At 49.1% G+C, this 14,074-nt stretch carries 12 protein-coding genes; 1 reads left to right on the top strand and 11 read right to left on the bottom strand.

Features of this window, described 5'->3' with window-relative positions:
* Window positions 1-3: 3 nt before the first annotated feature.
* The 9 genes from ABXR35_RS04810 to ABXR35_RS04770 form a co-directional block, all read right to left on the bottom strand.
* On the bottom strand, window positions 4-1,329 hold the full coding sequence (locus ABXR35_RS04810) for a 5'-deoxyadenosine deaminase (RefSeq protein WP_367056190.1): 1,326 nt from the start codon (window positions 1,327-1,329) through the stop codon (window positions 4-6).
* A 350-nt stretch (window positions 1,330-1,679) separates the two neighbouring features.
* Window positions 1,680-3,269, bottom strand: a complete 1,590-nt coding sequence (gene ggt / locus ABXR35_RS04805; RefSeq protein ID WP_367061181.1) for a gamma-glutamyltransferase — start codon at window positions 3,267-3,269, stop codon at window positions 1,680-1,682.
* The gene (locus ABXR35_RS04800) at window positions 3,269-4,507 is read right to left on the bottom strand and encodes a pyridoxal-phosphate-dependent aminotransferase family protein (RefSeq protein WP_367056187.1); all 1,239 of its coding nucleotides are present in this window, start codon (window positions 4,505-4,507) and stop codon (window positions 3,269-3,271) included. Before ABXR35_RS04800 ends, ggt begins: the two co-directional genes overlap by 1 nt.
* A 10-nt stretch (window positions 4,508-4,517) precedes the next feature.
* Window positions 4,518-5,768, bottom strand: a complete 1,251-nt coding sequence (allC, locus tag ABXR35_RS04795) for an allantoate deiminase (protein ID WP_367056184.1) — start codon at window positions 5,766-5,768, stop codon at window positions 4,518-4,520.
* Window positions 5,761-7,152, bottom strand: a complete 1,392-nt coding sequence (gene allB / locus ABXR35_RS04790; RefSeq protein WP_367056181.1) for an allantoinase AllB — start codon at window positions 7,150-7,152, stop codon at window positions 5,761-5,763. The genes allC and allB overlap by 8 nt, the downstream gene beginning before the upstream one ends.
* Window positions 7,153-7,335: 183 nt before the next feature.
* On the bottom strand, window positions 7,336-7,686 hold the full coding sequence (uraH, locus tag ABXR35_RS04785) for a hydroxyisourate hydrolase (protein WP_367056178.1): 351 nt from the start codon (window positions 7,684-7,686) through the stop codon (window positions 7,336-7,338).
* Window positions 7,683-8,198 carry a 2-oxo-4-hydroxy-4-carboxy-5-ureidoimidazoline decarboxylase gene (uraD, locus tag ABXR35_RS04780; RefSeq protein ID WP_367056175.1) on the bottom strand — a complete coding sequence of 172 codons (516 nt, stop codon included), beginning with the start codon at window positions 8,196-8,198 and terminating at the stop codon, window positions 7,683-7,685. The genes uraH and uraD overlap by 4 nt, the downstream gene beginning before the upstream one ends.
* A 336-nt stretch (window positions 8,199-8,534) precedes the next feature.
* Complete coding sequence (locus ABXR35_RS04775) at window positions 8,535-10,127, bottom strand: PucR family transcriptional regulator (protein ID WP_367056173.1); 1,593 nt, start codon at window positions 10,125-10,127, stop codon at window positions 8,535-8,537.
* 316 nt (window positions 10,128-10,443) lie between these two features.
* Entirely contained in the window at window positions 10,444-11,115 is a 672-nt protein-coding gene (locus ABXR35_RS04770; protein WP_367056170.1) for a TetR/AcrR family transcriptional regulator, read from the bottom strand.
* Window positions 11,116-11,299: 184 nt separating this feature from the next.
* On the opposite strand from ABXR35_RS04770, the gene ABXR35_RS04765 reads away from it, so the two are divergent.
* Window positions 11,300-12,583, top strand: a complete 1,284-nt coding sequence (locus ABXR35_RS04765; protein WP_367056167.1) for an MFS transporter — start codon at window positions 11,300-11,302, stop codon at window positions 12,581-12,583.
* Window positions 12,584-12,754: 171 nt separating this feature from the next.
* Here ABXR35_RS04765 and ABXR35_RS04760 read toward each other — a convergent pair whose 3' ends face one another.
* Together ABXR35_RS04760 and ABXR35_RS04755 are read right to left on the bottom strand one after the other, a co-directional pair.
* Entirely contained in the window at window positions 12,755-13,198 is a 444-nt protein-coding gene (locus tag ABXR35_RS04760) for a GNAT family N-acetyltransferase (protein ID WP_367056164.1), read from the bottom strand.
* A gap of 37 nt (window positions 13,199-13,235) precedes the next feature.
* On the bottom strand, window positions 13,236-13,991 hold the full coding sequence (locus ABXR35_RS04755) for a class I SAM-dependent methyltransferase (protein WP_367056161.1): 756 nt from the start codon (window positions 13,989-13,991) through the stop codon (window positions 13,236-13,238).
* Window positions 13,992-14,074 lie beyond the last annotated feature (83 nt).

Raw genomic sequence — 14,074 nt, 5'->3', positions numbered from 1 at the left:
GATTTAGCCGATGCGCGTAATCAGACGCTTAATCGCACGATCCGATTCGCGCAGTACAATGCTGCGGTCAATGGTGCGTACCTGACGATGTTCCAATACAATCTGTCCATCGATCAGTACGGTATCGACATTGCTGCGTCCAGCGGAATATACTACCCGCGAGTATACATCCACATCATGCGATGGGAAGGTATGATAATCTTCCAGATCGAGCAGAACGAGATCGGCTTTTTTGCCTACTTCGATGCTGCCGATTTCCTTTGCCATTCCGAGCACTTCCGCACCGCCCATCGTTGCCATCCGCAACACAGTACGTGCATCCATAACCGTTGGACCATGCGGTACCTTTTGGATCAGTGCAGTCATACGCATTTCCTGAAACATATCCAGATTGTTGTTGCAAGGCGCCCCGTCTGCTCCGATGCCAACATGGATATGGCGATTCATCAGATCAGGAATTTCGGCGATACCAGAAGCCAGCTTCATATTGGAACCCGGACAGTGAGTTACTTTGACGCCGCGTTTGTGCAGGATTTGCTTCTCCTCTTCACTCAGCCAGACACAGTGCGCAAGAATAAGACGCGGATTCGCAAGCCCAATATGATCCAGATAGACGATATTGCGCATGCCACGCTCCTGCTCCACCAGCGAGATTTCGCCGCGATTTTCAGAAGCGTGGGTATGCACTTTGACATGATATTGCGCGGACAGATCTCGTACCTCGGTCAGCAGCTTTTCTGTGCAGGAAACGACAAAGCGCGGACAAAAGGCATACTGGATGCGACCGCCGCCGAAACCATTCCATTTTTCCAGCAAATCAACACTTTTTTGCAGCGAATCTTCGGTCGTTTCCTGCAATGGCAGTGGCACATCATCCCCATGATCCATCATGACCTTACCAGAAACGACCCGCAGACCGCTCTGCGCCATCGCCTGAAATGCAGAATCGGTATGGTTGACCGTCTCCATATCGCAAATGGTTGTTGTGCCGCTAGAGATCAGTTCGCCGATACCAAGCAAGGCAGAATAGTAAATGGATTCCTCATCATGCGCTGCTTCCAGCGGCCAAATGCGCTTACGCAACCAATCCATCAGTTCCATATCGTCTGCTCTACCACGGAAAATGGTTTGACATAAGTGGATATGCGTCTGGATAAAGCCCGGCAATAGCGTTTTGCCGCGCGCATCAATCTCGCGATCAGCTACATCAGAGAGATGTGGAGCGATTTTGACGATTTTATTATGTTCAACCAACACGTCTCCGATAAATACTTCTTCACTTTCGTTCATCGTTACAATTTGTGCCTGACGGATTAAGATGCTTCCCACTTTCATTTCCCCCTCTGATCTCTACATGCTGCCGATGTTGCAACTTGCATTTTGATGTATGGCTATGAAGATGTTCCTCATGTGTATTTTTATCTTTCCATATATACCTGACAGCAAAGTTACATGACGACATTTGCAGCAAAGCCGGGCAGTCGGGAAAGGATATGCCAGATGCAATACCATCTGTTCCTTTGCCCGGATACTGTCCGGCTTCTTTTGGATGATTGTGTATACCTTCCCTTGTATGAATGTGCAAACATCGCTGTAGAAACACTACTGCCTGAATATACCGTTTCCCTCGTATTCCTACTTATATCTGTACTCATCTCTTGTTACACCGACGAAACGGTTCAAATACCAATCGCAATCCCGTCACTGCGCGGATCAGCCGCACCGCTCAACACACCATTATCAGCGATATGAATCCCCTGCGCCTCGCCCATGAGTGCATCATAATCGCGTACCGGCTCAACGATATGTCCATACGCTTCCAATCTGGACGAAATATCGCTGTACGAACGATTCTCGATCTTGAGCGTATCGCTAAGATCGCCCCATGTCCGACCATACAACCAGCGCGGCAATGCAATCGCCTGCTGTACATTCAGCCCATAGTCGATCACACCAGTCAAAATGGACAGTTGCGTCTGCGGCTGACCTTCTCCGCCCTGCGTACCGAGCAGCAGATAAGGCTTGCCATCTTTCAATACCATGCCCGGCATCAATGTATGGAATGTACGCTTGCGCGGCTCCAATACATTCGGTAGCCGATCATCCAGTGAGAAGAACGACCCGCGATTTTGCAAAATCACACCGCTGCCATCCGGCACATATGCCGAGCCGAAGTCAAAGTACAAGCTTTGGATAAACGAGACGGCGTTGCCTTCCTCATCCACGACCGCTGCATATGCTGTATCCTGTCCCATCGCTGCGGACAGATGCTCTGCCGCTTGCGGTCGGAATTGCATCTCATGCCATAGCTCCGAGGCATATGACTTGGACAGCAGACGCTCCAGTGGAATATCCCGGAAGCCCGGATCGGTGAGATACCGATCGCGGTCACGGAATGCCTTTTTCACCGTTTCCGCCATGAGGTGATAAAATTCCGGCGAAAAGCGAGCGATATTCGATACATCTGTATGCTCCAGCATATTCAGCATCATTAACAGTGAAAAGCCCTGCGTATTAGGAGGCATCTGGTACACCTCATGTCCACGGTATGAGGTGGAGATCGGCTCTACCCATTCCCCACGATGAGCGGCAAAATCGTCCGCCGTCAACAGACTGCCATCGCGCTCCGCTGCCTGTCCTAGACGCTGACCTAATGCACCTTCATAAAAAGAATCTCGCCCGTTCGTCGCGATTTCGCGTAGTACCTCCGCCAATCGCGGTTGATACACCATCTCCCCTTCTTGCAGCGGCTCACCGTCACGAAGAAAGGTTTCGCGTAGATATTCATCTGCGGTCAACCATTCCTGATCGCGCATACTCCAGCGTGCCAGACTGGGCGAAGCCGGAAAGCCTTCCTCGGCATACCGGACAGCCGGTGCAATGACCTGCTCCCACGGCAGCTTGCCAAATCGTTTCCAAACCGCTTCCCATGCGTCTACCATACCGGGAACAGTCACTGCGGCAAGAGGGCCACGCTGCGGAATGGACGTAAAGCCTTTATCCAGATAGCGGGACGGAGTGGCTGAGGCTGCGGAGCGTCCACTGCCGTTATAACCATTCACCGTACCACTTTGCTGATCATAAATTAAAAAGAAAGCATCGCCACCGGTTCCGGTCATATGCGGATACACCACGCCGAGCACAGCGCTAACGGCGACAGCGGCATCAACGGCATTGCCGCCGGATTGCAGAATAAATGCGCCCGTCTGGCTTGCCAGATAATGAGGCGCGGCAACCATTCCTTTGCGCGATTGCGGCATGATATTCATCAGCACGGCACTTCCTCCTTATTTGCATAGACTTGCAATGCAGCTTGTACGCCTTCACCAGCTGGCAGCTTGAATCCATGATGGATCAATGCAGCTTCCAATGCGCCCAGTACATGCAGTACATTTTTGCGACTGCTGCTGTAGCCCATACTGCCAATCCGCCAGATCCGACCTTTCAGCGGACCGAAGGAGCTAGCAATTTCGATACCAAAATCATCTAGAAGCATGGAGCGTACACGTTCACCGTCAATGCCTGCCGGAATCTCAATGCAGGTCACGACTGGCAAACGATGCTCATCTCCACCGAACAGTTCCAGCCCCATCGCCTTCACACCAGCAACGATCGCAGCCCCATTTTGACGATGACGCACAAAGCGCGCTTCCAACCCTTCATCATGCAAAATACGCAGCCCTTCACGCAATCCATATAGCATGGATGTTGCTTCGGTATGGTGATTCAGCCGTGCTGGACTCCAATAATCCTGTAGCTGGGCGAGATCAAAATAGTTGCTATGAATGCGACGTGTATTCACCTCATCGCCCGGCATACGCAGACCGCGCTCAATACTTTTACGAGCCAGAATCTTACGCTCGACACGCTCGTTATACGTAATCGGCGCCATACCAGATGGCACGGACAGACATTTTTGCGTACCACCAATCACTGCATCCAGCTTCCAATCGTCCACATAAATCGGCACACCGCCGATGGTTGCTACCGCATCAACGACAAACAACACATCCATCTCACGGCAGAAATGACCAATCTCGCGCAGTGGCTGCATACAGCCGGTCGATGTCTCACCATGCACCATTGCGACGATTGCTGGACGATGCTCACGAATCGCAGCCTTGACCTGCTCCGGTTCAAATACCGTTCCCCATTCCGTTTCCATCGTAATCACTTCAGCGCCGCAGCGCTCCGCAATCTCAGTCAACAAATGTCCAAATCGTCCATAGATTGGTACCAGCACCCGATCACCCGGTTCCACCAAACTGACCATGACCGCTTCCAGACCAGAGCGGGATGTACCATCCACCGGATAGCACCACTGATTGTCCGTTACGAACAATCCGCGCAGCATCTCCATCGTTTCATTCATCAATCCGGTAAACGCAGGATCAAATTGACCTAATATCGGATACGACAACGCCCGTAGCACGCGCGGATCAACTTCCACCGGTCCCGGTGTCATAATCGTGCGCGGCGGCGGCGACAATTCTTTGTATTGTTTCATCACGATCACCTCAATAAGCAGTTTGATATAACCATTGTGTGAGCACGCGGAAGCCTTGAATTAGATCATCCGGTGACGTATATTCCAGCGGGTTATGGCTAATCCCATCCCGACTCGGTACGAAGATCATCGCCGACGGACAGACATTGCCAAAAATCTGAGCATCATGTCCAGCTCCACTCGGCATTTGGCGGCTAGTCATGCCACCTTGTTCGCAAATCTGCTGTAACTCGTCGATCATGCCGCTATTCATCAACACAGGCTCAGCGCGCAGATTTTCCTGCCAGAACAGCGTCATGCCATCACGCGAAGCGATAGTTACCAATTGACTACGCAGCTGCTCGGTATATTCATCCAGCACTTCACTGTCCAAGTGGCGTATATCTAGCGTAAACATCGTCTCTCCAGCAATTACATTGGATACGCCCGGAAATGGCTGGATATTGCCAACGGTTGCTACGAGCGGATCACCGATTGCCAGCGCCGTATGGCGCACGGTCGTAATCATTTCTGCCGCACAAGCAAGCGAATCACTGCGCCAACCCATCGGCGTTGTTCCCGCATGATTACTTTCGCCTGTTACGCGTACCTCGATGCGCCGCTGTCCAACAATCCCAGTCACTACGCCAATCTGTTGCTGACTGCGTTCCAATACACAGCCCTGCTCAATGTGCAATTCAATATAGGCAGCCTGTTCACGACGTGCCTGCGCATACGGCGACTCTGGTCCAAAGCCAGCTTCACGAATCGCTTGCGATAACGATATACCATCGCGATCATGTACATTTGGCAAATTCTTCACATCATATTTGCCAGCAATATTGCCTGAACCCCAATACGTTAATGGAAAGCGACTGCCTTCTTCCTCTGCTAGCGACAATACTTCCAGCGTTCGCTTCGGTTGACCATACGCCTCGCGCAAGTACGATAACGCTAGTACACCGGCAACGACACCATACGCTCCATCATATTTTCCACCCATAATGACGGTATCAATATGCGATCCGGTTGCCACCGCTGGCAGCTCCGGCTGGGCTCCTTCCAATCGACCAGTCAGATTTCCCACCTGATCGTAAAAAGCATCCAATCCATGCTCCTTCATATAGGAAAACAATGCCTGCTGCGCATCCACCCATTCCGGTGTATAGAGGAGGCGTGTTACGCCGCCCTGTTCATCTGCTCCATGCTGAGCAAGCCATTCCAGCATCGGATTCAGCCGCTCACAATATTGATCCAGCAGCGTTGCCGTTTGTTTAGCCATGTGTTACACCTCCCGGCTGATACGCCATGAATTGTCCAATCTTGTCTGGCAGTAATCCAGCTTGCTCGGAATATACGGATTGCCCACGCACTAGCGTCTCCACAACCGTCGATGAGAAGTGATAGCCGATATATGGACTCTGACGATGCTTATCCAATAAATGCTCTTGTTCTAGTACAGCGCCACGTTTCAGATCTACCAGCACCAGATCCGCATCATAACCGGAAGCGATGCGACCTTTGCGGTAAGCTAGTCCAAGACGCTCTGCCGGAGCTAGGGACAGCATATTCATCAGCTTCGGCAACGTTATACCGCGACGATGAAATCCTTCCTCTAGCATGAGCAGTAAGGTACTCTGCGCCCCAGAGATGCCGCCCCACGCCTTGAAAAAATTCTCATGCTGCTTCATTTCCGGCGGGCATGGCGAGTGGTCGGAGGCAATGATATCGATCAGCCCCAACTCTACCGCCTGCCATAATTGCGCCTGCTCGTTGGCATTACGAAGCGGCGGAGCACATTTGGCAACAACGCCCTTATGCAGCAAATCCTGCTCATTCAGCACCAGATAATGCGGGCACGTTTCGACTGTCACATTTATACCTTCCGCTTTGGCGGCAGTAATCACATCCACCGCTTCACGGCTACTGATATGCACAAAATGAAGAGCACAACCCGTTTCCTTTGCCATATGAAGCGCACGCTCTACCGCGGTTACCTCAGCAGATACAGGACGCGAATGCGCATAATCGAGTTCACTTGTACGCCCTTCTGCTTGCGCCTGCGCAGCTAGCTCGGACACCATCTGCTCATCCTCCGCATGTAGTGCTAACACATAACCAAGTCGTGCCAGCTCCTTCATACCGTTCAGCAGCGTCTCGTCGTCAGCACGAGTGAAAATATCTTCTCCATCGCCGCCCGGCTCTGACATAAATGCTTTGAACCCCGGTACGCCGCCCTGTGCAAGACCTTCCAGCTCTGCGGTATTGCCTTCCACCAGACCGCCCCATAGCGCATAGTCTACATGCGAATTGCCGTCTGCTGCTTGCCTCTTCAAAGCGAGTCGCTGCGCATTGGTTGTTGGTGGTACCCCATTGAGTGGCATATCCACATACGTCGTAATGCCGCCCGCAGCGAGCGCCGCCGAACCTGTAGTGAAGCCTTCCCACGCATCCAATCCCGGCTCGTTAAAATGTACATGAATGTCTACCACACCGGGCAATATATGCAATCCATCCGCCTGAATGCGGCGAGAACAGGAGCGTTCCTGCAAGGATGGAGCCATCTCTACAATGATTCCGTCGCGAATGCCAATATCCAGCTTTTCCGTACGATCCGGCAGCACCACCGTTCCGCCTGTAATGATACAATCCAGTGCCTGCGTCACAGCGGCTCCCTCCTTTTGTCACTTCATTCTTTTATATGATTATTCTTTGGATATGTCAGTTGTGAGTAAGGATTAGACACCGGTAATTCCTTCTCTATTAGATCTTTATTCTACTTTGTTCTAATAGAAGCAAGTCGTATTGTTGTACCGTTCTGTGCCGATCTGTTTGTATAGAAAAGACAATCAACTGCCGCGGTATGTACTGTAACCGCCCGGCGAAACAAGCAGTGGAATATGATAATTGCTGTCGATGTCCTGAATGACAAAACGTAGTGGAATCACATCCCAGATCGAAGAATCCGCAGCCGGTATCCCCAGCTGACGATGATAGTCCCCTGCGTAAAAGTGTAGCTCATACGTACCGGACACGAGCTCGTCTCCACTCAACAGCGGCTGATCTACACGACCGTCGCTGTTGGTCACAGCAGTTCGTAACGGTTGCGTTTCCCCATCTCGATACAATTCGATTCGTACACCCACTGCGGGACAGCCCTGTCCTAGATCCAACACATGCGTCGTTAATTTGCCGCTCATAACGTAAGCCCTTGCTGAGCTGCCCAATCGCGCATCCGCAAACCGACAATGATATGAACCTGCTCCAACGCCGTTGCAAACTCCTGTTCAGCTGGTTGTCCGTTACGCTGCTCCATCGTGTCGAGAATCTGCTGCGCATTACGCCCTTTAACCGCTAGAATAAATGGAAACTGATACGTTGCCGTATATTCGCGATTCAGACGTGATAACTTCTCATATTGCTCTGGTGTTAGATTGTTCAGTCCTGCACCTGCCTGCTCCGATTGCGAATGCTCCGTCATCTGAATGCGTGTGCCAAGATCAGGGTGCTGTCGCAGCAGCTCCAATTGCTTTTCCTTGCCCGCTGTATCAACGGTTGCTTTCATTTTATCTAACACATCCTGTAAGTTTGCAAAGGGAGCCTGCTCCCAAGCTTGCTCTGCCACCCACGGAGAATGTTCATATAAACCACTAAATTGTGCGATGAATTGTTCTTTTGTCCATGACGTCCACGGTTGCGTCTGATGTGCCATTTTGATCGCCTCATTATAAATGTTATTTTTGTCATTGTACGTCAGGTTATTGCACATATCAACCAAAGGTCTATTTTTTTGTTATATAAAATAACATTGTACTTGTGATTTGTGAATTATGCCTTACTGTTATGTAGGTTATTTTGTGATGAAATTATTGGTATGAGGTAGATCAAGCGTGGAATAAGGGAAATGCCTAGCGTTTTTTGTTGCCGAGTACGGTACAAGCATTTGTGCATACATACAAAAACACAGCTGCCATAGATGGTATGGATAGCTGTGTTTTGGGAAGTACTATGCATTATTGCCGATAAATCTGTATTATGGTTATGTCGTCTACTGCTGCTTATGCTTCAAAAACTTACGGAACGTAAATACCATCTTCAGCTTGAGTAGATCGTTCGTCTTTTTAAAATCCATTTGCAGCAGACTGCCGATCTTGTCCATCCGGTAGGTTACCGTATTGCGATGCACATACAGCTGCTTGGCAGCTTCATTGATCAACCCATCATTTTCAACAAATGCTTCCAGCGTGGACATCAGCACCTGATTTGGATCGCTATCGCGGATCATCAGTGGCTCCAGCACTTTGTTACAATACGTCTCCATAATATGCTCTGGCACATGCTGGAACACATAGGCAAACTCCAGCGTATGAAATTGCAGCGCCATATGCGACATCCCGAATCGGCGGGCAAGCTTGCGCGTCTCTACTGTTTCTTGATACGCTTCGCGGAACGAATCCGGCTTCAGCTTGATATTGCTGATCCAAAAGCGCGGGCTGCCACCATCGCTCGCCAGCTCTGCCATATCCTCGAAACGATTCATCAAAAATGCCGATAGCTCTTCCCCATAATCACGTTCCGATGGGCAAGTATAAATAGACAATATCCCTTCTTCTACCCGAAAATGCTGAGAGGGGAACAACTGCATGAGTGGATTGTATTGCAGCTCCTGATGAATCTGAGCCAGTCGTTTCTCTGACGAAAATGCCTGCGGCTCCAATGTAGTCAGTACGCACTGGTATGGACCATTAAATAGACTGATGCCCAGCTTTTCCGCCCCCTGCGCCAGATCGATAATGGAAATGCGACGGGACAGATGCTCTGCCACCAGCGCACGCATTTTATCCTGCAAGCCCGGATTGATATGCTCGCGGTACGTCGTATCCATATGAAAAGCCAGCACTTCCGCCGCCTGTTGAAACAATTCCTCTTCCTCACGCAGCTGAATCGCCGTATCGGTAAATACGAGCAAAAAGCCATACTGCTCATCCCGCTGCATCACAGGCACTCGGTAACAGCTGCCCTGATTCCATTTCACACGGGTCAATGCCATTTTCCACGGCCAGCCTTGCAGCAAGCCATCTTCCTTGCCCTCGCCACTATTGTAAAGCACATGACCACGCGAGCCGATAATCGCCACTGGATATTGAATAATGCTCTCCAATGCTGAGAATACATTGCTCTGCGAATCCTTGTTTAAAGCAAACTGCATCAGCTGCTTTTGCTTATGCAGCACCGATTGCAGCAGCTTTGTACTACGCTCATGTTCCACCTGAAACAACGCATTCATCTGATCTGAAAAGGTAAACTCAAATGGCAGCTCCAATAGCGGGAATTGCAGTCGATCCGCTTCTTCAATAATCGCCTGCGGAATCACATCCCAGAATCTGCCCAGCTTCACGCCCATGCCCGCACAACCGCGCTCATTTAATCGACGCATCAGCTTGATTGCTTCTTCCTGATCATCCTTCATTAGAAAAGCGGTCGTAAACAGCATTTCTCCACTTTTAATCCAATCGGCAATATCCGGTGCGTCCATGACATTTACCGACTTCATCAGCCGGGAAGTTCCCCCGGCACCCGCAACAAGACGCGCCTCCGACAACGGATATACAGCCAGCGCTTCTTTGACAGTCAATTGCATACGAGCACCCTTCCTCCCCAATTCTTTCTCTGAACAGCTTCTGTTTGTATCGAAATGACAGTACAGTATGACATGCAGTTTCCAGCCGATTACATCGCTTGGTCAAGCCGTCTTTCAGCCGTAAAACTCAAATTATTGTCATGTATTATAACACAGAAATTGTTGGACGCACTATCTTGTAAATTGAATCAAAGTATGCCGTGTCATCAAGGTTTGCACGGATTGAATTTTTGTTTGCATTCGATGATGGATGACTTCGTTGTTTGTCATGTTTGCAGAACCTTTCACTTTTGCTGTAATGAATAGTATCCATGCATCAGCCAAGTAAAGAAGATAGGAATGTAGCTGCTGAATGCTGAATGATGGATGGATCAGGGTTCGCTTTTAACAGCACAGTCAGACCGATCATCTGGACTAACATGATCTGTGCATGCCCAGATGCGTTATAGCTTGCCGCATATTCTCCATGCTGAATCGCCTGCTGCAAGCGTTGTGTAAATAACTCACCTAGCTTCATCTGATGCTCACGTGTCAAGACTGCAAAGGTCTGATGATGTGGCGCCAGCTCGACGAGCGTATTGAGACAGTAGCATCCATAATCAGAAATGCTCTGATTGTCCACATGATCTTTACCCGCTTCTTGTAAGATTTTACGGTTATCTTTATTTTTGTTTTTCTCTTTGTCGTTATTCTTATTTTCAATTGTTGACTGTAATACATAGCGGAATACTTGTTCAAATGATTGTTTTGCTGTTTTTCCTGTATCTAGTAGTTGCTGTATCTTTGCCAAATGTTGCTCATTATATCGACGCAATGCTTTTTCAAATAGCGACATTTTATCGCCATAAGCAGCATACAAACTCGGCTTCTGCAATCCGGTAGCTGCCGTTAGATCGCTCATGGATGTGGCTTCATAGCCCTTTTGCCAAAATAGCTGCATCACCTGCTCTAGCACTTGTTCCTCATCAAATTCACGTTTGCGTGCCATAAGAACCCCTCTTTTTATACCGATTAGTAATTTATTTTATTCTAATCGGTTGCCGCGAGTGATGCAATCCACTTCTCATTGTAAGCAATATATGCAAGAGACTCGTCCAGTTGACAACCATCTGTAGACGTATTATATTTACAATCAATTAAATACCAATCGGTACAGAAAAGAGGTTTATGTTATGACTCAGCCAACGAATATACATACTTGCACGACTGATCCACCACTGATCTCAGATACTACAGATTCAACTGTATCTGATTCAGCTACGCTTTCGACACCATTGATACTGTTATTTGCAATCGCTTGCGGATTGTCTGTCGCTAATATGTATTACATTCATCCGATGCTAAATGTAATTGCCACCGATCTGCATATGGATGCTGCGATGTCTGGTTCAGTGATTACAGTCACGCAGCTCTGCTATGCACTCGGTTTATTATTGCTTGTACCGCTAGGGGATCGTGTACCACGTCGGTTACTAATTACTGGACAAATGCTGTTGTCTGTCATCTGCCTGCTATTCACTGCGCTGGCTTCGGGATCATTCTCCTTCTGGATCGGTATAGGTGCGATGGGTGGATTGGCAGTTGTTGCACAGACGATTGTTGCGGCGGCAGCATCTCTATCTTCACCGACGCAGCGTGGACGTACAGTTGGTACGGTAACAAGCGCTATTGTGATTGGCATTTTGTCGGCACGTGTTATCGCTGGTTGGTTAACCGATTGGAGTGGATGGCGGTCTGTTTATTTGTGTTCGGCGATATTGCTGTTCATTGTTGCCTTGTTGATCTACCGCTATTTCCCTGTAAAAGCAGTATCCCCTTCGACTTGTCCATACGCTCCTCGACTATCATATAGCGAGCTAGTATGGTCGACCTTACAGCTGTTTCGCGAGCTGCCTATATTACGCATTCGCGCGGTATTGGCTATGTTGACCTTTGCTGCGTTTAGTACCTTATGGACAACACTTGTGTTCCCACTAAGCACCGCACCGTTTACATGGTCGCATAGTGCCATTGGGATGCTCGGTATAGCGGGATTGGCAGGAGCATTGGCAGCCTCGCGTGCTGGGCGCTGGGCAGATCGGGGTTGGATGCACCGAACCAGTGGTGGTGCGCTTGTACTGCTAGCCCTCTCTTGGTTGTTTACGTGGCAGATGTATGATCATGTCTGGTGGCTGCTTGTAGGCATTATCCTACTCGATCTAGCCGTTCAAGCAGTACATGTAACAAGCCAAAGTATGATTTTAGCAGCACGTCCAGAAGCGGGCAGTCGCTTAACTGGCGGCTATATGATCTTTTATTCCATCGGTAGTGCTACCGGATCGTTGACCGCAACATGGGTATATGCAGCACATGGCTGGAATGGAGTATGCTATCTTGGTTTGGGTTATAGTCTGGCAGCTCTACTATTCTGGAGTTGGACATGGAGAACGCAAAAAGACCGCCATACCGAAGCATGACGGTCTTTTCTACTCTTTTACTGCTGGTGATACTGTTCATGCCACCATTTTTGCAAAGCTAATGCAGCACATCGCATATAGCGTATCACGCTATACCTACATGCAACGATACAGCATATAAGCGCACAACGCGCCTGCATGCTCTTCTTTAAAGCAGCAAATTCAGCATCCTTACGCTTCTTCGTCTTCCTCATCTGCATGGAAAATACAAACAAACGAATCCGCTGTCTCTTCATCCAGCTCAGTGCTTACAACAGAAAAGCCGATATTGCGGTAAAATTCCACGCCTTCCGCATCCGTTTCAGCCATCAGCATAGCAGGCTTTTCTTTTTCCAATAATAGCAGCACGATGCCGCGTCCATATCCTAGACCGCGTTCTTCTGGAGCAATCGCCATATGGCGGATTCGCAGCGCGTCGGGCATATCCTGATCGGCTGCGCAGCCGATAATACCGATGGCTTCGCCTTCTTCGATATATTTGTACAATCGTTGCTGCGGATTGCTGCGATATTGCTCGAATACGTTATCCAGCACTTCATCATCTGGAAACACTGCATAGGACAACAGTTCGCGCAACTCTTGATCTTCCATGTCAATATTCACTAATTCAAGCACAACCGTTCCTCCCGTTTATCAGCCATACTCTAATAGTTTACTCTGTTTGCGTCGTTTGTCGCAACAATTCTGGTTTATTTTGCAACGGCTCTTTACTGGCTGCAAACGTAACCCAGTTGCCTTGTAGTTCAATCTCTTTGTCGTCCTTGTTCTCTTCAATCGCTTGAGCTACCGCTTTGCGCGCGATAATATTCCAATCAGCATAAGCCTCTTCCAGCACGTCAAGCAGTTGCTCGGTGCTGAGATTCAGTTCGATATTGCCTTCCTCTGCTGCTCCGCTTTGCTGATCAATTTGCTGCACAGACGATGTCATGGAAATAAAATGAATTCCACCGATCCGCGTGCCCTCCTGCATATGACGCAGCGTATCCCGAAATGCTTGCTCCGATGATAGATGCTCCAGACAACCAGTAGCGATCATATAATCAAACTGCTCTCGCTCAATTGGGTAATGCTCCACATCGTTCACAACACCTTCAATTCGATCGCTGACTCCATATTCATCCGCATATTGATTCAGCTGCTGAATCGCATCCTCTAGCAAATCAACAGCCGTTACTTTACCGCCTTGTTCCAGCTTTTGAGCAACGGGAATGGCATGACGACCTACTCCGCAGGCAAGATCCAGCACATGCGGTGCTGGTGTATATTGCTGTAGCTTTTCCAGCAATTCCATGACCAATGGAGTGGGACGAGACATCCAGCTGCCGTCTTCGAACAGCTTGTTGTCTTTGTAAAACTGCTGATGGTATTGATTTTCCGATTCTCTTGCTGTATCAAATGAAGCACACATCTGCTAATCCACCCTTTCAGCAGCCATTTGGTATGATGCTGCTCTTCAAATTTGTATGGTATCCATTACCCAATCTGAAGCGA

It is taken from the genome of Paenibacillus sp. JQZ6Y-1 (assembly GCF_040719145.1).
Taxonomy (GTDB): Bacteria; Bacillota; Bacilli; order Paenibacillales; family Paenibacillaceae; genus Saccharibacillus; species Saccharibacillus kandeliae.
This window is presented reverse-complemented; position numbering and strand designations above follow the sequence as displayed.

Coding starts and splice junctions, on each gene's coding strand:
- ggt (WP_367061181.1), bottom strand. CDS start 3,269: ATGAATATCATGCCGCAATCGCGCAAAGGAATGGTTGCCGCGCCTCAT.
- ABXR35_RS04800 (WP_367056187.1), bottom strand. CDS start 4,507: ATGAAACAATACAAAGAATTGTCGCCGCCGCCGCGCACGATTATGACA.
- allC (WP_367056184.1), bottom strand. CDS start 5,768: ATGGCTAAACAAACGGCAACGCTGCTGGATCAATATTGTGAGCGGCTG.
- uraH (WP_367056178.1), bottom strand. CDS start 7,686: ATGAGCGGCAAATTAACGACGCATGTGTTGGATCTAGGACAGGGCTGT.
- uraD (WP_367056175.1), bottom strand. CDS start 8,198: ATGGCACATCAGACGCAACCGTGGACGTCATGGACAAAAGAACAATTC.
- ABXR35_RS04775 (WP_367056173.1), bottom strand. CDS start 10,127: ATGCAATTGACTGTCAAAGAAGCGCTGGCTGTATATCCGTTGTCGGAG.
- ABXR35_RS04770 (WP_367056170.1), bottom strand. CDS start 11,115: ATGGCACGCAAACGTGAATTTGATGAGGAACAAGTGCTAGAGCAGGTG.
- ABXR35_RS04765 (WP_367056167.1), top strand. CDS start 11,300: ATGACTCAGCCAACGAATATACATACTTGCACGACTGATCCACCACTG.
- ABXR35_RS04755 (WP_367056161.1), bottom strand. CDS start 13,991: ATGTGTGCTTCATTTGATACAGCAAGAGAATCGGAAAATCAATACCAT.